The sequence below is a fragment of the Pseudomonas lopnurensis genome, from assembly GCF_015070855.1.
Lineage (GTDB): Bacteria > Pseudomonadota > Gammaproteobacteria > Pseudomonadales > Pseudomonadaceae > Stutzerimonas > Stutzerimonas lopnurensis.
In genome coordinates, this window is record NZ_JADDIX010000014.1 from 60,249 (window position 1) to 81,554 (window position 21,306).

19 protein-coding genes and 2 tRNA genes are annotated in these 21,306 nt (G+C 63.7%); 16 read left to right on the plus strand and 5 right to left on the minus strand.

Annotated features, from left to right (window positions below; genetic code table 11):
- Positions 1-28: 28 nt before the first annotated feature.
- Complete coding sequence (locus IN820_RS02755) at positions 29-340, minus strand: YhbY family RNA-binding protein (protein ID WP_193679513.1); 312 nt, start codon at positions 338-340, stop codon at positions 29-31.
- 83 nt (positions 341-423) lie between these two features.
- On the opposite strand from IN820_RS02755, the gene rlmE reads away from it, so the two are divergent.
- The 16 genes from rlmE (at position 424) to IN820_RS02835 (ending at position 16,403) form a co-directional block, all read left to right on the plus strand.
- Positions 424-1,056, plus strand: coding sequence for a 23S rRNA (uridine(2552)-2'-O)-methyltransferase RlmE (rlmE, locus tag IN820_RS02760; protein ID WP_193679514.1), 633 nt, complete (start codon positions 424-426; stop codon positions 1,054-1,056).
- A 214-nt stretch (positions 1,057-1,270) separates the two neighbouring features.
- Positions 1,271-3,181 (plus strand): ATP-dependent zinc metalloprotease FtsH, encoded by a 1,911-nt coding sequence (gene ftsH, locus IN820_RS02765; protein ID WP_193679515.1) that lies wholly within the window; start codon positions 1,271-1,273, stop codon positions 3,179-3,181.
- 170 nt (positions 3,182-3,351) lie between these two features.
- A complete protein-coding gene (gene folP / locus IN820_RS02770; RefSeq protein WP_193679516.1) occupies positions 3,352-4,203 on the plus strand; it encodes a dihydropteroate synthase in 852 nt (283 codons plus the stop codon).
- 10 nt (positions 4,204-4,213) lie between these two features.
- Positions 4,214-5,551 carry a phosphoglucosamine mutase gene (gene glmM, locus IN820_RS02775; protein WP_193679517.1) on the plus strand — a complete coding sequence of 446 codons (1,338 nt, stop codon included), beginning with the start codon at positions 4,214-4,216 and terminating at the stop codon, positions 5,549-5,551.
- A 65-nt stretch (positions 5,552-5,616) separates the two neighbouring features.
- On the plus strand, positions 5,617-6,372 hold the full coding sequence (tpiA, locus tag IN820_RS02780) for a triose-phosphate isomerase (protein ID WP_193679518.1): 756 nt from the start codon (positions 5,617-5,619) through the stop codon (positions 6,370-6,372).
- Positions 6,373-6,376: 4 nt separating this feature from the next.
- Entirely contained in the window at positions 6,377-6,760 is a 384-nt protein-coding gene (gene secG / locus IN820_RS02785) for a preprotein translocase subunit SecG (protein WP_193679519.1), read from the plus strand.
- An 8-nt stretch (positions 6,761-6,768) separates the two neighbouring features.
- Positions 6,769-6,854: transfer RNA gene (locus IN820_RS02790), tRNA-Leu, on the plus strand.
- A 95-nt stretch (positions 6,855-6,949) separates the two neighbouring features.
- A tRNA-Met gene (locus IN820_RS02795) sits at positions 6,950-7,026 on the plus strand.
- Between the two features lie 127 nt (positions 7,027-7,153).
- Positions 7,154-7,612 (plus strand): ribosome maturation factor RimP, encoded by a 459-nt coding sequence (gene rimP, locus IN820_RS02800; protein ID WP_193679520.1) that lies wholly within the window; start codon positions 7,154-7,156, stop codon positions 7,610-7,612.
- Between the two features lie 47 nt (positions 7,613-7,659).
- Entirely contained in the window at positions 7,660-9,141 is a 1,482-nt protein-coding gene (gene nusA, locus IN820_RS02805; protein WP_193679521.1) for a transcription termination factor NusA, read from the plus strand.
- 28 nt (positions 9,142-9,169) lie between these two features.
- Positions 9,170-11,671: a translation initiation factor IF-2 gene (gene infB, locus IN820_RS02810; RefSeq protein ID WP_193679522.1), complete on the plus strand. Its 2,502-nt coding sequence runs from the start codon at positions 9,170-9,172 to the stop codon at positions 11,669-11,671.
- A 128-nt stretch (positions 11,672-11,799) separates the two neighbouring features.
- Positions 11,800-12,189: a 30S ribosome-binding factor RbfA gene (gene rbfA, locus IN820_RS02815; protein ID WP_193679523.1), complete on the plus strand. Its 390-nt coding sequence runs from the start codon at positions 11,800-11,802 to the stop codon at positions 12,187-12,189.
- 2 nt (positions 12,190-12,191) lie between these two features.
- Positions 12,192-13,109 (plus strand): tRNA pseudouridine(55) synthase TruB, encoded by a 918-nt coding sequence (gene truB / locus IN820_RS02820; protein ID WP_193679524.1) that lies wholly within the window; start codon positions 12,192-12,194, stop codon positions 13,107-13,109.
- A 113-nt stretch (positions 13,110-13,222) separates the two neighbouring features.
- Positions 13,223-13,492, plus strand: coding sequence for a 30S ribosomal protein S15 (rpsO, locus tag IN820_RS02825; RefSeq protein WP_003280896.1), 270 nt, complete (start codon positions 13,223-13,225; stop codon positions 13,490-13,492).
- A 165-nt stretch (positions 13,493-13,657) separates the two neighbouring features.
- Positions 13,658-15,763, plus strand: coding sequence for a polyribonucleotide nucleotidyltransferase (gene pnp / locus IN820_RS02830; protein ID WP_193679525.1), 2,106 nt, complete (start codon positions 13,658-13,660; stop codon positions 15,761-15,763).
- 268 nt (positions 15,764-16,031) lie between these two features.
- The gene (locus IN820_RS02835; protein WP_193679526.1) at positions 16,032-16,403 is read left to right on the plus strand and encodes a BON domain-containing protein; all 372 of its coding nucleotides are present in this window, start codon (positions 16,032-16,034) and stop codon (positions 16,401-16,403) included.
- A 277-nt stretch (positions 16,404-16,680) separates the two neighbouring features.
- Here the strand turns inward: IN820_RS02835 and IN820_RS02840 are convergent, their stop codons facing one another.
- The 4 genes from IN820_RS02840 to IN820_RS02855 all read right to left on the minus strand — a co-directional run bounded on the left by IN820_RS02840 (position 16,681) and on the right by IN820_RS02855 (position 21,281).
- Positions 16,681-16,989 carry a DUF2845 domain-containing protein gene (locus tag IN820_RS02840; protein ID WP_193679527.1) on the minus strand — a complete coding sequence of 103 codons (309 nt, stop codon included), beginning with the start codon at positions 16,987-16,989 and terminating at the stop codon, positions 16,681-16,683.
- Positions 16,990-17,000: 11 nt separating this feature from the next.
- Entirely contained in the window at positions 17,001-17,294 is a 294-nt protein-coding gene (locus IN820_RS02845) for a DUF2845 domain-containing protein (protein ID WP_193679528.1), read from the minus strand.
- Positions 17,291-20,179 (minus strand): DUF748 domain-containing protein, encoded by a 2,889-nt coding sequence (locus IN820_RS02850; protein WP_193679529.1) that lies wholly within the window; start codon positions 20,177-20,179, stop codon positions 17,291-17,293. Before IN820_RS02850 ends, IN820_RS02845 begins: the two co-directional genes overlap by 4 nt.
- An 85-nt stretch (positions 20,180-20,264) precedes the next feature.
- Positions 20,265-21,281 carry a class I SAM-dependent rRNA methyltransferase gene (locus IN820_RS02855; RefSeq protein ID WP_193679530.1) on the minus strand — a complete coding sequence of 339 codons (1,017 nt, stop codon included), beginning with the start codon at positions 21,279-21,281 and terminating at the stop codon, positions 20,265-20,267.
- Between the last annotated feature and the right edge of the window lie 25 nt (positions 21,282-21,306).

Consider the following 21,306-nt stretch of genomic DNA (forward strand, 5'->3'; position numbering starts at 1 on the left):
GTGCCGGTGGGCCGCGGCCCACCGGATGTCAGGCCTGGAAGCGGTGGATGTTGGAGAGCTGCTTGTTGGCCTTCGGGTTGCGGCGGTAGACCAGGGCCATCTTGCCGATCGTCTGGACCAGTTCGCATTTGCCGATCGCGCAGAGTTCTTCCATCAGGGCGCGGCGATCCTCGCGCTCGGTGATGCGGAACTGGATCTTGATCAGTTCGTGATCGTTCAATGCGCGCTCGAGTTCGGCCTGGACCCCATCGGTCAACCCGTTTTCGGCTACGATGAGTACCGGTTTCAGGTGGTGGCCGATGGACTTGTACTGTTTCTTCTGCTCGTTGGTGAGCGGCATATTTCGACCCTTGCGTCAGAACCCTTGAAAAACGGCCGCTAGTGTAACCGAGAGGTACCGGGCCGCACAGATGAGGTATCAGCTTGGCACGCTCCAAGACCAGCCCGCGTTGGCTGAAAGAACATTTCGATGACCCCTACGTGAAGATGGCGCAGCGCGACGGCTATCGCTCGCGTGCCAGCTACAAGCTGCTGGAGATCCAGGAGAAGGACCGCATCCTGCGGCCGGGCATGACCGTGGTCGATCTGGGCGCCGCCCCGGGCGGCTGGTCGCAGGTCACCAGCCGGGTCATCGGTGACAAGGGCCGGCTGATCGCCTCCGATATCCTGTCGATGGACAGCATCGCCGATGTGACCTTCATCCAGGGCGATTTCACCGAAGACGAAGTGTTCGGCCAGATACTGCAGGCGATCGGCGACAATCCGGTCGACCTTGTGATTTCCGACATGGCCCCCAATATGAGTGGAGTGCGGGCCGCGGATCAGCCGCGGGCGATGTTTCTCTGTGAACTGGCATTGGATCTGGCCTCGCGCGTGCTGCGTCCGGGCGGGGATTTCTTGATCAAGATATTTCAGGGCGAGGGCTTCGACGCCTACCTGAAAGAGGTGCGGCAGAACTTCGAGAAGGTGCAGATGCGCAAGCCGCTGTCTTCTCGCGACCGCTCCCGGGAGCAATATCTGCTGGCGCGCGGCTTCAAGGACGAGCAGGCCGAGTAGGCCGTGGTGTCGAATGCCGGCCTTTGTGGTCCTATTGGCAAGGCATAGGTCGGATGGCCCCTTCGGCGATACAGGGGCTAGACTGTTTCATAGGGTTACAGACCGGCTGCCAGTTCCAGTGCGTTGTGTAGTAAGTTAGGCCGAGCAAGCAATCGGCCGTCATGCGGGCCCGCGGATAACGGGCTTGCTCCAGAGGGTAGTTAATTTGAACGACATGGCAAAAAACCTGATCCTGTGGCTGATCATCGCCGCCGTCCTGGTCACGGTGATGAACAACTTTTCCAGCCCGAGCGAGCCGCAGACGCTGAATTACTCGGATTTCCTCGAGCAGGTCAAGGAAGGTCGGGTCGAGCGCGTGACCGTCGACGGTTTCGTGATCATCGGCAAACGCAGTGACGGCGATACCTTCAAGACCATTCGCCCGGCGATCCAGGACAATGGCCTGATCGGCGACCTGCTCGACAACAATGTGCTGATCGAAGGCAAGCAGCCGGAGCAGCAGAGCATCTGGACCCAGTTGCTGGTGGCCAGCTTCCCGATCCTGGTGATCATCGCCGTATTCATGTTCTTCATGCGCCAGATGCAGGGCGGCGCGGGCGGCAAGGGCGGGCCCATGAGCTTCGGCAAGAGCAAGGCGCGTCTGCTCTCGGAAGATCAGGTCAAGACCACCTTCGCCGACGTCGCCGGCTGCGACGAGGCCAAGGAAGAGGTGCACGAGCTGGTCGAGTTCCTGCGCGATCCTGGCAAGTTCCAGCGCCTGGGCGGCCGCATTCCCCGCGGCGTGCTGATGGTCGGTCCGCCCGGTACCGGCAAGACGCTGCTGGCCAAGGCCATTGCCGGCGAGGCCAAGGTGCCGTTCTTCACCATTTCCGGTTCGGACTTCGTCGAAATGTTCGTCGGTGTCGGTGCCAGTCGCGTGCGTGACATGTTCGAGCAGGCGAAAAAGCATGCGCCGTGCATCATCTTCATCGACGAGATCGACGCGGTCGGTCGCCATCGTGGCGCCGGCCTCGGCGGCGGGCACGACGAGCGCGAGCAGACCCTCAACCAGTTGCTGGTGGAGATGGATGGCTTCGAGATGAACGATGGCATCATCGTCATCGCCGCGACCAACCGTCCCGACGTGCTCGACCCGGCGCTGCTGCGGCCGGGCCGTTTCGACCGTCAGGTGGTGGTCGGGCTGCCGGACATCCGTGGTCGCGAGCAGATTCTCAAGGTGCACATGCGCAAGGTGCCGGTCAGCGAGAACGTCGAGCCCGGGGTCATCGCGCGGGGCACGCCGGGCTTCTCCGGCGCCGACCTGGCCAACCTGGTCAACGAGGCCTCGCTGTTCGCCGCGCGGGCGAACAAGCGCATCGTCGAGATGAAGGAGTTCGAGCTGGCCAAGGACAAGATCATGATGGGCGCCGAGCGCAAATCCATGGTCATGTCCGAGAAGGAGAAGCTCAATACCGCCTATCACGAGGCCGGGCACGCGATCGTCGGGCGCGTGGTGCCCGAACACGATCCGGTCTACAAGGTTTCCATCATTCCGCGTGGCCGTGCCTTGGGCGTGACCATGTTCCTCCCCGAGGAGGATCGCTACAGCCTGTCCAAGCGTGCTCTGGTCAGCCAGATCTGCTCGCTGTTCGGTGGTCGGATCGCCGAGGAAATGACCCTCGGTTTTGAAGGCGTCACCACCGGCGCGTCCAACGACATCATGCGTGCGACGCAGCTGGCGCGGAACATGGTCACCAAGTGGGGGCTCTCGGAGAAGCTCGGGCCGCTGATGTACGCGGAAGAGGAAGGCGAGGTATTCCTGGGGCGTAGCGCCGGTAGCCAGCACGCCAACGTCTCGGGCGAGACCGCCAAGATGATCGATGAAGAGGTGCGCAGCATCATCGACCACTGCTATGGCACGGCCAGGCAGATCCTGTCGGACAATCGTGACAAGCTGGACATGATGGCCGAGGCGTTGATGAAGTACGAAACCATCGACGCGGCGCAGATCGACGACATCATGGCCGGGCGCCAGCCACGTGAGCCGCGCGACTGGGAAGGGGGCTCCGGTGCCTCCGGAACGCCTGTCGTCCCGGATGACAGCCGTCCGGAAACGCCGATTGGTGGGCCTGCGGGCGAGCACTGACAGCCGCGGCGCCGAGGGTTCTGCCGGTTGCATCAAAAAAGGGCTGTATCCAGAAGGGGCGCATGGGCGCCCCTTCTGGTGTAAATTGTCCTCCCGATTCGCCCATGGTGGCGCGGCTGGCGTGAATCGCCTGCGCAGGGCGTCTGGCCGGAAAGCTCAAGGCTCACAAAATGACTGATTCGTTTCCCCCAGCTCGGCTGTCCTGCGGCAGTCGGGTCCTCGATCTATCCCGTCCGCACGTGATGGGTATTCTCAATGTCACGCCCGATTCCTTTTCCGATGGCGGCCGCTTCGCCGAGCGCGACGCCGCCCTGCGCCATGCCGGGGCGATGGTCGCTGCCGGTGCGACGCTGGTCGATGTGGGCGGCGAGTCCACTCGGCCCGGGGCCCGCTCGGTGTCGCCCACCGAGGAACTGGAGCGGGTCGCGCCGATCGTCGAGGCGATCGCGCGCGAGCTGGATGTGGTCATCTCGGTCGACACCTCGACGCCTGCGGTCATTCGTGAGTGCGCCCGGCTCGGGGCGGGGCTGATCAATGACGTCCGTTCGCTGCAGCGCGACGGTGCGCTGGATGCGGCAGTCGACAGCGGGTTGCCGGTGTGCCTGATGCACATGCTCGGCGAGCCTGGCGACATGCAGGATGATCCGCGCTATGACGACGTGACCGCCGAGGTCGGCGAATTCCTCGCCGAGCGGATGGCGGTCTGCGCGGCGGCGGGCATCCCTGCCGAGCGTATCGTTCTCGATCCCGGTTTCGGGTTCGCCAAGACGCTGGAACACAATCTCAGCCTGTTCAAGCATATGCAGCAGCTGCAGCGCCTCGGCCGGCCGTTGCTGGTCGGCGTGTCGCGCAAGAGCATGATCGGCGGGGTGCTGGGACGTGCCGTCGGCGAGCGTCTGTATGGCAGCCTCGCCCTGGCGGCGCTGGCGGTGAGCAAGGGTGCGCAGATCGTGCGGGTGCACGATGTCGCCGAGACGGTTGATGTGGTTCGAATGATCGCTGCGGTACAGGCAGCGGAATAGGGAAGTCCTCATGAGTAGAAAATATTTCGGTACCGACGGTATTCGCGGACATGTCGGTCACTACCCCATTACCCCCGATTTCATGCTCAAGCTGGGCTGGGCGGCGGGCATGGCCTTTCGCAAGCAGGGCAAGTGCCGGATTCTGATCGGCAAGGACACGCGCATTTCCGGCTACATGTTCGAGTCGGCCCTGCAGGCCGGTTTGTCGGCGGCAGGGGCTGATGTGCTGCTGCTGGGGCCGATGCCCACGCCGGCGGTCGCCTACCTGACCCGCACCTTCCATGCCGAGGCGGGCATCGTCATCAGCGCCTCGCACAATCCGCACCACGACAACGGCATCAAGTTCTTCTCCGGTAACGGTACCAAGCTCCCCGACGAGGTCGAGCTGATGATCGAGGAGTTGCTCGATACGCCGATGAGCGTGGTGGAGTCGGCGCAGCTGGGTAAGGCGTCGCGTATCAATGATGCCGCCGGGCGCTATATCGAGTTCTGCAAGAGCAGCGTGCCCACCAGTACCGATTTTTCCGGGCTGAAGCTGGTGATCGATTGCGCCCATGGCGCCACCTACAAGGTCGCGCCCAATGTGTTCCGCGAGCTGGGCGCCGAGGTGGTGGTCATCGGTGCGCAGCCGGATGGCCTGAACATCAATGCCGATGTCGGTTCCACCCATGTCGGACAGCTGCAGAAGGCCGTCGTCGAACAGGGTGCGGACCTGGGAATCGCCTTCGATGGTGACGGCGACCGGGTGATGATGGTCGATCACACTGGGGTCGTCGTCGATGGGGACGAGCTTTTGTACATCATCGCCACCGATCTGCAGGAGCGCGACCGGCTCCCGGGTGGGGTGGTCGGCACCCTGATGAGCAATCTCGGCCTCGAGCTGGCACTCAAGACGCGAGAGATTCCGTTCGTTCGCGCCAAGGTCGGCGACCGCTATGTGATCGCCGAAATGCTCGAGCGCGGCTGGCCGCTGGGCGGCGAGAATTCCGGGCATATCGTCTGCGCCCAGCACACCACCACCGGCGATGCGATCATCGCCGCGCTGCAGGTCGTGCTGGCCCTGCGTCGCCGTGGGCAGACGCTCGCCCAGGAGCGGCTTGCCTGGCATAAATGCCCGCAGGTGCTGATCAACGTGCGTTTCTCGGGCGATCGCGATCCCATCTCCCATCCGGACGTGCAGGCCGCCTGCGACAGCGTTACCGGGCGAATGGGCGGCCGTGGCCGCGTGCTGCTGCGAAAGTCGGGAACCGAGCCGCTGGTGCGTGTGATGGTCGAGGGTGACGATGAGAAACAGGTGCGCAGCCTGGCGGAGGAACTGGCCAAAGTCGTCGCTGAAGTTTGTGCATGATCGCGCTTGCCAGGGCGTTGGCTGTTGAGTAACATCTGCGCCCACTTTGACCGATGAGGTAAAGCATGCGTCGCCCCATGGTAGCTGGTAACTGGAAGATGAACGGTACCCGCGCTAGCGTCGCAGAGCTGATCGAGTCTCTCCGGTTGCAGCAATTGCCTGCAGCGGTCGAGATTGCGGTATTCCCCTCCTGTGTGTACATCAGTCAGGTCCTGGATGGCGTCAACGGTATCGAAATCGCCGTTGGTGCCCAGGACGGCGCTACGCAGGCAGGTTTCGGGGCGCTGACCGGCGAGGTGTCACCGGCTCAGTTGGCCGATGTCGGTTGCAAGTGGGTCCTGGTTGGCCATTCCGAGCGCCGTCTGCTTCTGGGCGAGAGCGACGAGGTGGTGAGCCGAAAGTTTTCAGCGGCGCAGGCGAGCGGTTTGAAGCCTGTGTTGTGTCTGGGTGAGACGCTCGAAGAGCGCCGGGCGGGCAAGACGCTCGAGGTGGTCGAGAGACAGTTGGCGCGGGTGCTCGATGATCAGGGTATCGCGGCCTTCGAGACCGCGGTGATCGCGTACGAGCCGGTCTGGGCGATTGGTTCCGGATTGACCGCGACGCCTCAGCAGGCCCAGGAAGTACATGCTGCCATTCGGGAGCAGTTGTCGCGCCGGGATCGCCGTGTCGCCGAAGGCGTCAGGCTCCTGTACGGCGGCAGCGTCAAGGCGGAAAATGCCGCCGAGCTGTTCTCGATGGCGGATATTGATGGGGGGCTGATTGGTGGCGCCTCTCTGAAAGCGGATGAATTCGGTGCGATCTGTCGCGCCGCGGGGAACTGAACAGATGTTGCAGACTGTTGTGATTGTGGTGCATCTGCTGGTTGCTCTGGGTGTGGTTGCGCTGGTGCTGCTGCAGCAGGGCAAGGGTGCGGATGCGGGTGCGTCTTTCGGTTCGGGTGCGTCGGCAACCGTTTTCGGAAGCCAAGGTTCCGCTACCTTTCTGAGTCGGTTTACTGCTATACTGGCCGGCGTTTTTTTCGTGACCAGTCTGGGGTTGGCGTTCTTCGCCAAGCAGCAGGCTGATCAGATGTCCCGGGCGGGGCTGCCGGATCCAGCCGTGCTGGAAGTGCCGGTCAGCAAGCCGGCTGTCGAGGATGTTCCTGTGCTCGAGGAGCGCAAGCCGGCGGATGCCGCGGGCGAGCTTCCCCAGGTAGAGGAAGGGCAATAAGGGTTTTTGCCGAGGTGGTGGAATTGGTAGACACGCTACCTTGAGGTGGTAGTGGCCATAGGCTGTAGGGGTTCGAGTCCCCTCCTCGGTACCAAACAAGCAGGCCCGCCTAGTGCGGGCTTTCTTGTGTTTTAAGGGTTTAGGTTGACCTGTATGTGGTGCGGGTCGTATAATTCGTGCCCAGTTTGACGCGGGGTGGAGCAGTCTGGTAGCTCGTCGGGCTCATAACCCGAAGGTCGTTGGTTCAAATCCAGCCCCCGCAACCAGTCGATGAAGAGCCCCTGTACAGGGGCTTTTTATTAGCTTGAGGCCAGGTCGCCGGCATTTACAGGCGGTCAAAGGGATGGGCGTTTCGCCCATTTTTCATTTGTACAGCATGCGCGAGGGACTTCGATGTCGAGCAAGCTAGAACAGTTGCAGGCCTTGTTGGCCCCGGTGGTTGAGGCGCTTGGCTATCAGTGCTGGGGCATAGAATTCATTTCCCAGGGGCGGCATTCGCTGCTGCGCGTCTACATCGATCATGCCAACGGCATCCTCATCGACGACTGTGAAAAGGTCAGTCGGCAATTGAGTGGTGTGCTCGATGTGGAAGATCCGATCAGTGTGGACTACACCCTTGAGGTTTCTTCTCCGGGCATGGACCGGCCGCTGTTCACTATCGAGCAGTACAGGGCCCATGTCGGTGAGCAGGTAAAAATAAAGCTGCGCTCGCCCTTCGAGGGCAGGCGCAATTTCCAGGGTCTTCTCCGCGGGGTGGAAGAGCAGGACGTCGTGGTGCAGGTGGATGACCATGAGTACCTGCTGCCGATCGACATGATCGACAAGGCCAACATAGTTCCCCGTTTTGACTGAGGGCGGATCCCGCGGACCCCAATGGATTGCGAAAGGCGAGGCGTACGATGAGCAAAGAAGTACTGCTGGTTGTGGAGTCGGTGTCCAATGAAAAGGGCGTGCCGGCGAGTGTGATTTTCGAGGCGCTGGAGCTGGCTTTGGCCACGGCTACCAAGAAGCGCTATGAAGACGAAGTCGATCTGCGTGTGGAAATCAATCGCCACAACGGCAGTTACGACAGCTTCCGTCGCTGGACCGTCGTCGATGACGAGAACTTCGAAGATCCGGCCATTCAATTGACTCTCGACCAGGCACAGGCGCGTAATCCTGAGGCCAAGGTCGGCGATGTGATCGAGGAAAAGATCGAGTCCATCGAGTTCGGGCGTATCGCGGCGCAGACCGCCAAGCAGGTCATCGTGCAGAAGGTGCGCGAAGCCGAGCGTGCGCAGGTGGTCGAGGCCTACCGTGATCGCCTCGGCGAAATCATCTCCGGCACGGTGAAGAAGGTGACCCGCGACAGCGTCATCGTCGATCTGGGCAACAACGCCGAAGCCCTGCTGGCGCGTGAGGACATCATCGCCCGCGAGACCTTCCGCGTCGGCGCCCGTGTCCGCGCGCTGCTCAAGGAAATCCGCACCGAGAACCGCGGCCCGCAGCTGATCCTGTCGCGTACCGCGCCGCAGATGCTGATCGAACTGTTCCGCATCGAAGTGCCGGAAATCGCCGAAGGCCTGATCGAGGTGATGGGCGCCTCGCGTGATCCGGGTTCGCGGGCGAAGATCGCCGTTCGTTCCAAGGACAAGCGCATCGATCCGCAAGGCGCCTGCATCGGCATGCGCGGCTCGCGGGTCCAGGCCGTGTCCGGCGAGATCGGCGGCGAGCGGGTCGACATCGTGCTGTGGGACGAGAACCCGGCCCAGTTCGTCATCAACGCCATGGCCCCGGCGGAAGTCGCGGCGATCATCGTCGATGAAGATGCCCATGCCATGGATATCGCGGTGGCCGAAGACAATCTGGCCCAGGCCATCGGTCGCGGCGGTCAGAATGTTCGCCTGGCCAGTCAACTGACCGGCTGGACGCTCAACGTGATGACCGAGGCCGACATCCAGGCCAAGCAGCAGGAAGAAACCGGCGACATTCTGCGCAGCTTCATCGACGAGCTGGATGTCGACGAAGAGCTGGCACAGGTGCTGGTGGAGGAGGGCTTTACCTCCCTCGAAGAGATCGCCTATGTCCCCATGGAGGAAATGCTCGGCATCGAAGGGTTCGACGAGGACATCGTCAACGAACTGCGTACACGGGCCAAGGATCGCCTGCTGACCAAAGCCATCGCCAACGAGGAGAAGCTCGCGGACGCTCAGCCGGCTGAAGACCTGCTGGCCCTCGAAGGCATGGATAACGAACTGGCGGTCGAGTTGGCCGTGCGGGGAGTCATCACCCGCGAAGACCTGGCCGAGCAGTCCATAGACGACCTGCTCGACATAGACGGCATCGATGAAGAACGTGCCGGCAAGCTGATCATGGCCGCCCGAGCCCATTGGTTCGAGTAAGTAATTAGCGGCCTGAGGAGAGAAATGCATGACGCAAGTCACGGTGAAAGAACTGGCCCAGGTGGTCGACACACCGGTCGAGCGACTGCTTCAGCAGATGCGTGAGGCAGGACTGTCGCACACCAGCGCCGAGCAAGTAGTGACCGATAACGAGAAGCAGGCCCTGTTGGCCCATTTGAAAAGCAGCCATGGGGCGAAAGTGGACGAGCCGCGCAAGATCACCTTGCAGCGCAAGACCACGACCAAGCTGAAGGTTGGCGGCAGCAAGACCATCAGCGTCGAAGTGCGCAAGAAGAAGACCTTCGTCAAGCGCAGCGCCGAGGAGATCGAGGCCGAGAAGCGTCGTGAGCTGGAAGAACAGCGCGCCGCCGAGGAGGCCGCTCGCCTGAAGGCCGAGGAAGAAGCCCGTCAGCGTGCCGAGGAAGAGGCCCGCCGCCAGGCCGAGCAGGCCAAGTCCGAGGGCGAGGCCGTTGCGCCCGCCGCCGTCGAGCCCGCTGCCGCCGCAGAGCCTGCGCCGGCCGCAGTCGAGCCTGTCGCTCCTGCGCCGGAGCGCAAGAAGGAAGAGCCGCGCCGCACCGAGAAGCCGCGCAGCGACGACGACGAGCGTCGTGATCGCAAGCATGCCCAGCATCGCCCGTCGCTCAAGACCAAGGCACCGCTCGCGCGTACCGCGCGTAGCGGTGATGACGACGCGGACGGTTTCCGCCGCGGTGGTCGTGGCAAGTCCAAGCTCAAGAAGCGTAACCAGCATGGGTTCCAGAGCCCAACAGGACCGGTCGTGCGCGAAGTGTCGATTGGCGAGACCATCACTGTGGCCGAATTGGCCCAGCAGATGTCGGTGAAAGCGGCCGAAGTCATCAAGTTCATGTTCAAGATGGGTTCGCCGGTCACCATCAACCAGGTACTCGACCAGGAAACCGCGCAGCTGGTGGCCGAGGAGCTCGGCCACAAGGTCAAGCTGGTCAGCGACAACGCGCTGGAAGAACAACTGGCCGAGCTGCTGAAGTTCGAAGGCGAGGAGATGACCCGTGCGCCGGTGGTGACCGTGATGGGCCACGTCGACCACGGCAAGACCTCGCTGCTCGACTACATCCGGCGTGCCAAGGTCGCGGTCGGCGAAGCCGGCGGCATCACCCAGCACATCGGTGCCTATCACGTGGAAACCGAGCGTGGCATGGTCACCTTCCTCGATACCCCGGGCCACGCGGCGTTCACCGCCATGCGTGCTCGCGGTGCCAAGGCCACCGACATCGTGATCCTGGTCGTCGCAGCCGACGACGGCGTGATGCCGCAGACCCAGGAGGCCGTCCAGCATGCCAAGGCGGCCGGCGTTCCGATCGTGGTCGCGGTGAACAAGATCGACAAGCCGGAAGCCAATCCGGACAACATCAAGAACGGCCTGGCCGCACTCGACGTGATCCCCGAGGAGTGGGGTGGCGACACGCCGTTCATTCCGGTTTCCGCCAAGGTGGGTACCGGCGTCGACGAGCTGCTCGAAGCCGTATTGCTGCAGGCCGAGATTCTCGAGCTCAAGGCCACGCCGTCGGCGCCTGGCCGTGGTGTGGTGGTCGAGTCCCGCCTGGACAAGGGCCGTGGTCCGGTGGCGACCGTGCTGGTCCAGGACGGTACGCTGCGCCAGGGCGACATGGTGCTGTGTGGCGTCAACTTCGGTCGCGTGCGCGCCATGCTCGATGAGAACGGCAAGCCGGTGAAGGAAGCCGGTCCGTCGATTCCGGTCGAGATCCTCGGCCTGGACGGCACGCCGGAGGCCGGCGATGACCTGACCGTGGTGGCCGACGAGAAGAAGGCCCGCGAAGTCGCGCTGTTCCGCCAGGGCAAGTTCCGCGAGGTCAAGCTGGCCCGCGCCCATGCCGGCAAGCTGGAAAACATCTTCGAGACCATGGGCCAGGACGAGAAGAAGACCCTCAACATCGTCCTCAAGGCCGACGTGCGCGGCTCTCTCGAGGCGCTGCAGGGCTCGCTCAACGGCCTGGGCAACGACGAAGTGCAGGTGCGCGTGGTCGGCGGTGGCGTCGGCGGCATCACCGAGTCCGACGCCAACCTGGCGCTGGCATCCAACGCGGTGCTGTTCGGCTTCAACGTGCGCGCCGATGCCGGTGCCCGCAAGATCGTCGAGGCCGAGGGTCTCGACATGCGCTACTACAACGTCATCTACGACATCATCGAAGACGTCAAGAAGGCGCTCACCGGCATGCTCGGCAGCGACGTTCGCGAGAACATTCTCGGCATCGCCGAGGTCCGCGACGTGTTCCGTTCGCCGAAGTTCGGCGCGATCGCCGGTTGCATGGTCACCGAGGGCATGGTGCACCGCAATCGTCCGATCCGCGTGCTGCGCGACGACGTGGTCATCTTCGAGGGCGAGCTGGAATCGCTGCGCCGCTTCAAGGATGACGTCGCGGAAGTCCGCGCCGGCATGGAATGCGGTATCGGCGTGAAGAGCTACAACGACGTCAAGGTCGGCGACAAGATCGAAGTGTTCGAGAAGGTCGAAGTGGCACGTTCGCTCTGACGAGCAGCGGCAAGCCTCAAGCGGCAAGCTTCAAGAGGTGGTTTGATCCACCGATTGGGCTTGCCGTTTGGCTTTTCGGTATTTTTTTCGCTTGAAGCTTAGCGCTTGAAGCTTGAGGCACCTTTTATATGGCCAAAGAATTCAGCCGTACCCAGCGTATCGGCGACCAGATGCAGCGCGAGCTGGCCCTGCTCATTCAGCGCGAGATCAAGGATCCGCGCCTGGGCCTGGTGACCATCACCGGCGTCGATGTCAGCCGCGATCTGTCCCATGCGAAGATTTTCATCACCATCATGGGGCAGGATGACGACGAGGAGGCGGTCAAGGGCAACCTGCGCATCCTCAACGAGGCCAGTGGTTTCCTGCGCATGCAGCTGGGCAAGACCATGAAGCTGCGTAGCGTTCCGCAGTTGCATTTCAACTACGACGCGAGCATTCGCCGTGGTGTCGAGTTGAGTTCGCTGATCGAGCGGGCGGTCGCCGAAGATCGCAAGCACAGCGACGAGCGCGGAGAATAAGCGTGGCACAGGTCAAGCGTGTTCGCCGCAACGTCAGCGGCATCATCCTGCTCGACAAGCCGCGGGGGTTCACCTCCAACGCCGCGCTGCAGAAGGTCCGCTGGCTGCTCAACGCGGAAAAGGCCGGGCATACCGGAAGCCTGGATCCCCTGGCTACCGGCGTGCTGCCGCTGTGTTTCGGCGAGGCCACCAAGTTCTCCCAGTACCTGCTCGATGCCGACAAGGCCTACGAGACGGTCATGCAACTGGGGGTGACCACGACCACCGCGGATGCCGAGGGCGAAGTCCTCGAGCGCAAGCCGGTAGCGGTCACTCGCGAGCAACTGGAAGCCCTGCTGCCGCGCTTTCGTGGCGATATCCAGCAGGTGCCGCCGATGTATTCGGCGCTCAAGCGTGACGGCCAGCCGCTGTACAAGCTGGCGCGTGCCGGAGAGGTAGTGGAGCGCGAGCCGCGTTCTGTTAGTATTGCGCGCTTGGAACTGCTCGCGCTCGAAGGTGATCAGGCGCGGCTGGCCGTGGCCTGCAGCAAAGGCACCTACATCCGCACCCTGGTCGAGGATCTCGGTCAGCTGCTGGGGTGCGGTGCGCATGTCGCCGAGTTGCGGCGTACCCAGGCCGGCCCGTTCGACCTGTCCCGGACGGTCGCCCTCGAGACGCTGGAGCAGTTGCATGCCGAAGGCGGCACCGAGGCCCTGGATGCCTTCCTGCAGCCGGTGGATTGCGGGCTGGAGCACTGGCCGCTGTTGCAGCTGTCCGAGCACAGCGCCTACTACTGGCTGCACGGGCAGCCGGTGCGGGCGCCGGAGGCGCCGAAGTACGGCATGGTCCGCGTGCAGGACCACAACGGCCGCTTCATCGGCATCGGCGAAGTGAGCGAAGACGGGCGCATCGCGCCGCGTCGACTGATTCGGTCGGAATGACCGTTGCGCATCGCGTCTACGCGGTGCGTCGGAGGGTGGCTGTCAGCAGGCACGGTCATTTCTCTTTACTAAACACGGGATGATTCCCGGCCTGTTCACTCAAGGAGCCCATCATGGCACTGAGCGTTGAAGAAAAAGCCCAGATCGTTAACGAGTACAAGCAAGCTGAAGGCGATACCGGTTCTCCGGAAGTGCAGGTAGCCCTGCTGACCGCCAACATCAACAAGCTGCAAGGCCACTTCAAGGCCAACGGCAAGGACCACCACTCCCGTCGTGGTCTGATCCGCATGGTCAACCAGCGCCGCAAGCTGCTGGATTACCTGAAGGGTAAGGACACCACTCGTTACAGCACCCTGATCGGTCGTCTGGGTCTGCGTCGCTAAGACGCGCCCGCGCTGGAAGCCGGAAGCTGGAAGCCTGAAGTTGAAAGTGGGATCTCCCTGCGATCAGCTTCGGTCTTCCAGCTTTTGGCTTTCTTGCAGGTCGTTCCGGGCCGACTCCCGAGCGTTCTGCCGATTTCCCCAAGGCAACAAAGAGAAGGAAAAACCGTGAATCCGGTAATCAAGAAATTCCAGTTCGGTCAGTCGACCGTAACCCTCGAGACGGGTCGTATCGCCCGCCAGGCCTCCGGCGCAGTACTGGTGACCGTCGATGACGACGTCACCGTGCTGGTCACCGTGGTCGGTGCCAAGACCGCCGATCCGAGCAAAGGGTTCTTCCCGCTCTCCGTGCATTACCAGGAGAAGACCTACGCAGCGGGCAAGATCCCCGGCGGCTTCTTCAAACGTGAGGCGCGTCCTTCCGAGAAGGAAACCCTGACCTCGCGCCTGATCGATCGGCCGATCCGCCCGCTGTTCCCGGAAGGCTTCCAGAATGAAGTGCAGGTCATCTGTACTGTCGTCTCCACCAGCAAGAAGACCGATCCTGACATCGCCGCGATGATCGGTACTTCGGCTGCCCTGGCGGTATCCGGCATTCCGTTCGACGGCCCGATCGGCGCCGCTCGCGTGGCCTTCCACCCGGAAACCGGCTACCTGCTGAACCCGAACTACGAGCAGCTCAAGGCCTCCGGCCTGGACATGGTCGTGGCCGGCACCAAGGATGCCGTGCTGATGGTCGAGTCGGAAGCCAGGGAGCTGACCGAAGACCAGATGCTGGGCGCCGTACTGTTCGCCCATGACGAGTTCCAGGCCGTGATCAAGGCCGTCGAAGAGCTCGCTGCCGAGGCCGGCAAGCCGCGCTGGGACTGGACCGCTCCACAGGCCAACACGGCTCTGCTGGACGCGATCCGTAGCGAGTTCGGCGAAGCCATCTCGCAGGCCTACACCATCACCATCAAGCAGGACCGCTACGCGCGCCTGGGCGAGCTGAAAGACCAGGTCGTTGCCAAGTTCTCCGGCGAGGAAGGCCAGCCGTCCGCTGGCGAAGTGAAGGATGCCTTCGGCGAAATCGAATACCGCACCGTTCGCGAGAATATCGTCAACGGCAAGCCGCGTATCGACGGTCGCGACACTCGTACCGTGCGCGGCCTGAACATCGAAGTCGGCGTGCTCGACAAGACCCACGGCTCGGCACTGTTCACCCGCGGCGAAACCCAGGCGCTGGTGGTTGCTACCCTCGGCACCGCCCGCGATGCCCAGCTGCTCGATACCCTGGAAGGCGAAAAGAAAGATGCCTTCATGCTGCACTACAACTTCCCGCCGTACTCGGTCGGTGAGTGTGGTCGCATGGGCGCTACCGGCCGCCGCGAAATCGGTCACGGTCGCCTGGCCCGTCGTGGCGTCGCCGCCATGCTGCCGAGCGCCGACGAATTCCCGTACACCATCCGTGTGGTTTCCGAAATCACCGAGTCCAACGGCTCCAGCTCCATGGCGTCGGTCTGCGGTGCTTCGCTGGCGCTGATGGACGCCGGTGTGCCGATGAAGGCGCCGGTGGCCGGTATCGCCATGGGCCTGGTCAAGGAAGGCGACAAGTTCGCCGTGCTGACCGACATCCTCGGCGACGAAGACCACCTGGGCGACATGGACTTCAAGGTGGCCGGTACCGCCAAGGGCGTCACCGCGCTGCAGATGGACATCAAGATCCAGGGCATCACCGAAGAGATCATGGAAATCGCCCTGGGCCAGGCTCTGGAAGCGCGCCTGAACATCCTCGGCCAGATGAACCAGGTCATCGCCCAGTCGCGCAGCGAGCTGTCGGTCAACGCGCCGACCATGCTGGCGATGAAGATCGACCAGGACAAGATCCGCGACGTGATCGGCAAGGGTGGCGCCACCATTCGTGCCATCTGCGAAGAGACCAAGGCTTCGATCGACATCGAGGACGACGGCTCGATCAAGATCTTCGGCGAGACCAAGGAAGCGGCCGAGGCGGCCAAGCAGCGCGTGCTCGGTATCACTGCCGAGGCGGAGATCGGCAAGATCTACGTGGGCAAGGTCGAGCGCATCGTCGACTTCGGCGCCTTCGTCAACATCCTGCCGGGCAAGGACGGTCTGGTGCACATCTCGCAGATCAGCGACCAGCGCATCGAGAAGGTCACCGACGTGCTGAAGGAAGGCCAGGAAGTGAAGGTTCTGGTGCTGGACGTGGACAACCGCGGCCGTATCAAGCTGTCCATCAAGGACGTGGCTGCGGCGGAAGCCTCCGGCGTCTGACCCGGCGCTCCGCGCTGACGAAAAGGGCCTCTGGGCCCTTTTTGTTTGCCTTCGATTTTTCCATGATCGGCTGTTCGAGATTGCAAGATGCACGCGTCGGAGTTGCCAAGCTTGCATTGTGCAAGTGAGGAACCAATGGCTGAAAGAATAACGTTTTGATTTTAAAGGAAAATAATTCGCTGCGGAGTTGGCACGCCGCTTGCGCTATTCCTCATGAATCTGAGGCCGGAGTCATGCCGAAGAAACCACGAGAACAGGAGTGACATTCATGAAGACTATTCAGACGCTTACTGCCGCCGCCATCGCCGCTGCCCTGGCCCTGCCGTTCGCAGGTGCCGCGTTGGCAGATACCACGCCTGCCATCGACAAGGCCGACAGCGTCATGCTGGCTGCCAACGACACCATGGGCGACGCTGGCGATGCCGCTTCCGATACCTGGATCACCACCAAGGTGAAGTCGAGCCTGCTGGCCGAGGATGCAACTCCGGGCATGGACATCGAAGTGGAAACCAAGGATGGCGTCGTGTCGCTGTCCGGCACCGTCGCCACCGAAGCCGAAAAGGAGGCTGCAATTGCCAAGGCCAAGGAAATCGAGGGCGTGCGTAACGTATCCGCCGATGGTCTGAAGACCGCCGAGTAAGGGATTGGCCCGCCGCCATGGGTGGCGGCAAGTCCATGAAGAGCCCCACGCCAGTGGGGTTTTTTTTATTATGGGCGTTACATGACGCCGGGTCTCGTTGGACGTGTTTTCCCTGGATTTTGCTGCAACAGCCCGGTATTCGGGCTCGGACGCACCCGGGGCGGTTGGCGCCGAGCGCAGCGAAGCCCAACAGGCACGGGCACAACGCGCTGGGCTTCGTCGCTGCGCTCCCCAGGCTACGCATCCCGACCCAACGTCGCTCCTATGCAACCGAAGCTCAGTTGCCGCGCCGGCTATCTATCTTCCGCAAGCGGTTGCCCTCGAAGCGCAGGAAATGAAACATGCCGTGATTCGGCCCGTACACCCATTCCTCGACCACTACCTCATGGCGATACCCGTAATCGTCGAGGACCTCCTTGTAGCCCAGCAGCGAGTTGCTGGCCGGCTCGCCGCATTTGTTGCGGACCTCGGCGGTGGTCGCTTCCAGGCTGACCAGGCGGCTGTTGCAGCGATAGGTGGAAGAGGCTTGCGCCTGCAAGCCGAGCAATGGCAGGCAAAGCAGGGTAACGAGCATGCGGCGGCCCATCGTTTTTCTCCTCAGTTGCCCCTGCGGGTCTCGATGCGCACCAGGCGGTTGCCCTCGAAGGTGAGGATGCTGAGCATGCCATTGCTGGGGCCATAGACCCACTCTTCCAGCTTGTACTCCTGGCGATCGTTGCGGCTGAGGCTGTAGCCGACCAGGTCCCGGTGCACCGGTGGGCCGCACTTGCGCTCAACCTCGAAGGCGCGGTCACCGGTGCTCACCAGCTGGCTGCCGCAGCGCAGCGTATCGGCGTGCACGTTGGCGACAATGGACAGCAGCACGCAGGCGATTAGGGTCTGTTTCATCATTCGCTTCCCAGATGCAGCACGGTCGCGACCGTGCCGTCGGATTCCGCCTCGGCCGAGCCGGTATCGAGCAGGTAGACGCGCTCGGCGTCGAGCCCGGCCTGCACGAGATGGTCCTTGATCGCCGCGGCGCGTTCCTGGCTGAGCCGGCGCAGCAGCGCCGCGTTGCCGGCCCAGGAGTCGAGCACCGCCTGCCGCAACAGCTGGGTACGCTGTTCGGGCTCCAGTTCCTGCCACGCGGCGGGCGGCTGCTGCTTGAGCCGGCTGCGGTAGATGCCTTCGAGCAACGGCGCTTCGTCGTCCTCGTCGATTTCGATCTGGCTGGCATCCGCCGGTACCTTGTCGCCGCGGCGCTGCAGGATGCGGTACCAGGTCTCGCGATATTCCTGCTGCAAACGCCGCTCGGCCAGCAGCGGGCCATCGGCCGCTTTCGCGCTCATGCCCTCGACTTCCAGGTGCAGCGCCGGACGCTGCTGCAGGGCGGCGACCAGGGTATCCAGGGCCTTGTGTGCCTCGCCGTCCAGCTCGCTGCTGGCCGCGGCAAAGCGGATCTGGCTGAGGTCGACCTGATCGCCGCCGACCAGTCCGGCGATGAACTTGAACGGCGCCTGTGCCGCGCGCAGGACCAGGTTGCGCAGGGTCTGCCAGACGATCGGCATGACGCTGAACTGCGGGTCGTTGAGGTTGCCCTGCACCGGCAGTTCGATGGAAATGGTGCCCCGCGTATCCTTCAGCAGGGCCACCGCCAGGCGAACCGGCAGGTCCACCGCGTCGGGGCTGTCGACCTTCTCGCCGAGCTGCAACTGTTCCACCACCACTTTGTTCTCGGCGTTCAGCTGGCCCTGTTGGATGCGGTAATGCAGGTCCAGGTCGAGGCGGCCCTTGCGGATGCGGTAGCCGGCGAATTTTCCGGAGTAGGGGGTGAGGGTGGTCAGCTCGACCTGTCGAAAGCTCGTGGCGATGTCCAGGCTCTGCAGCGGGTCGAAGGGCGTCAGGCTGCCCTTGATGGTCACTGGCGCGTACTGGTCCACCTTGCCGGCGATATTCACCGAGGCGGCTTTCTGCTCGCGGTTGTCCAGCGCGCCGACGCTGCCTTCGAGCGACTGGATGGCGGTGGCGAACGGCGGGCGCAGGCTGAAGTCGGCGAAGTTCGCCGAGCCGTCGGCAATGCCGATACCGCCGATGCGGATCGCCAGCGGCTCCGTCTGCTGCGCCTCGCTTGCGTCCGCCGGCTGGCCCTGCTCGACCAGCAGGTCGTTGATGTTGGTGCTCAGGTCCGGGTTGATGATGAAGCGCGCGTAGGGCTGGCTCAGGTCTATCCGCTCGATGTCCAGGCTGCTCGGGTGCTGGTAGTCCAGGCCGCTCAGCTGCAGCCGCCGCCATTTGACGAAGTCGCGGTTGTTGAGGGTGTCCAGGGTATGCAGCTGGGTCGCGTCAGCCTTGCCGCGCACGCTGAACGCCAGTGGTTCGGTGCCCTGCAGATCGACTTCGAGTTCGCTCGAGAGCATTCCGCTGCGCAGCTCGAGCCGGACCAGCGGGCTGATATAGGCCTGAGCGATGCGCAGGTCGATATCGCGGGTGGTGACGGCGAGCTGGCCGCTCATCGGGCTCAGTTGCAGCTGCCCGGCGGCCTGGATCGTCCCCTGCTTGCCCACGCCGCTTTCCAGTTCGAGCTGCAAGGGCGTGGTGCCCAGGCTGTCGAACGCCTTCACGTCCAGGTTCAGCGGGCCCAGTTCCAGCGCCACCTCGTCCTGCGGCACCCGATCGGCGAGGTGCACGCGGTAATCGCGTAGCTGCGCATCGCCCAGGCGCACCCGCCAGGGTTTGTCCGGTTCGCCTTGCGTGTCGGCTGTCGATCCTTCGGCAGGGACGCCCGGCGTGTCGGCGGCGGCGAACAGCTTCTGCCAATCCAGCTCGCCATCGGCCTCGCGCGCGGCCCAGGTTTCGAGGTTGCGGCTGCGCAGCGTGCCGATGCTGACCTGCTGCCCGGCCAGGTCCACGGCGGTGTCGCCCAGCGCGAGCTGCTCCAGGCGAACCAGCGGACGGCCCTGGGGGCTGTCGAGGGCCAGCGCCGACAGCGTCAGCGCCGCGTCGTGCAGGTCGAGTGCCAGGCCCTCGCTCAGATCCAGCCGGTAATCCGTGCTCAGGTCGAGGCTGCCGCCCTCCAGCACCAGCGGAGCGGCGTCGCGCACATAGGGCCAGAAATCCGCGAGGGCCAGCTTGCTGACTCTCAGTTGGCCGTGGGACGCCAGCGGCTGCAGGCTGAACTGGCCTTGCCAGTCGATGCGTCCACCGCCCGGACCACTGGCGGCGAGGCTGGCGTCGGCGCGGTCGTCGGCCTGGGTGGTCAGGTTGTGCAGCTCGAAATCCAGCGAATCGTAGACCAGGTCGATCGGCTCGCTCGGGCGGCGGTCCTGGAAGCGCAGGTAGCCGCGGGTCAGCTGCAGACGGTCGATACGCAGCGGGAAAATGTCGCTGCGTTGCGTGGCTGCCGGCTCGGCCTCCGGCTCCGGCAGTTCGAACAGCCGGCTCAGATTGAGCACGCCGTCATCGGCGACGCGCACTGCGCTGTGCGGCGCCGTCAGTTCGACGTCGGCAAGGTGCAGGGTCCGCTGCCACAGGCTGTCCCATTGCAGATCCAGGTGAAGTCGCTCGAAGGCCAGCTGGCGATCCCCGGTCTCGCCGATGCGCAGGTCGAACAGGTCCAGTTCGAGGCTGAAGGGGTTGAATTCGACGCGTTCCAGGGCTGCTGGCACGGTCGCGTAGGCAGCCAGTTGCTGATTGGCGATGCGCTGCGCGATGCCGGGCAGAATCAGAAAGCCGAGCAGGCAATAGCAGATCAGCGCGAGCGCGGCGCCGGTGACCGCGCGCTTCATTCCGTTGGGCATGACCGGATGTATTCCTGGCGGATGGTTGCCTTGGAGTATGGCATGGGCCTGCGGTTCCTCGAATCCGTCGCCGCCGGCAATGCGCTCAAAGCCGCAGAATCAGCACCTTGAGCGGCGGTAAGCCGTCGTGGGAGGGAAAGTCTTCGGCCGGTGCCAGGCTTTGCCAGTCACGCACCGGTCTGCCGGCTTTCTCGGCGCAACGCAGCACCTGGCTGCGCCAGTCATCCATCGGCACTTTCGCCAGGTTGTTGCAGCAGATCAGCACGCCGTCATCAGCCGTTGCCAGCAGCGCCGGCTTGAGCAGACTCTGGTAGTCGCGCAGCAGATCGACGGTGCCGAAGGCACTGCGTGCCCAGGCCGGTGGGTCGAGCAGCACCAGGTCGAACGGACGCTGGGCCAGGCGCGGGTAGTGCGGCAGGACGCGGCCGCGGCGGGCGCTGACGGGCAGCCCGGCCAGTTGGCGGATCGCCGGGAAGCAGTCGGAATGGATGAAGTGCATGGGCTCGAGCTGTGGATTCAGCGCGCCGTTCTCGCGCCCCACCGCCAGGTTGCGCTCGGCGAAGTCGACGTTCCAGACCTCCCGCGCGCCGCCGGCTGCGGCACAGAGGCCGACACCGCAGGTATAGGCGAACAGGTTGAGCACCGACTTGCCGGCGCTGTGCGCCTTGACCCAGCCGCGCACATTGCGCAGGTCGAGAAACAGCAGCGGGTCCTGACCGCTGTGGCGGGCGCGCACGCGGTAGCTCAGGCCCCACTCGTGGCCGATCTGGTCCTCGAGCGCCGCAGCCTCCGGCTGAAGTACGGCGTCGCTCCGGTCGATCCGCGAGTTGCTCTGCGAACGGTCGTTGTAGATCAGCTGTAGCGGCTGCGTGAGAAAGCTGCAGGCCTGCTGGTGAATGGTCCGCAACGCTTCATGGTCGAGGGGATGGTGGAAACTCTGCACCATCAGCTGCGGTCCGTAGCGATCGACCGTCAGGCCGGGGGCACCTTCCTGGCTGCCGTGGAATAGCCGGTAGCAGTCGGTGCCCTGCCGATGCAGTTCGCCGAGCAGTTGTTGGCGGGCGTCGAAGGCGGCGCGCAGCGCCTGGTCGAGAGAAGGCATGCGCGGCGACTCGAAAAAGAGGAAG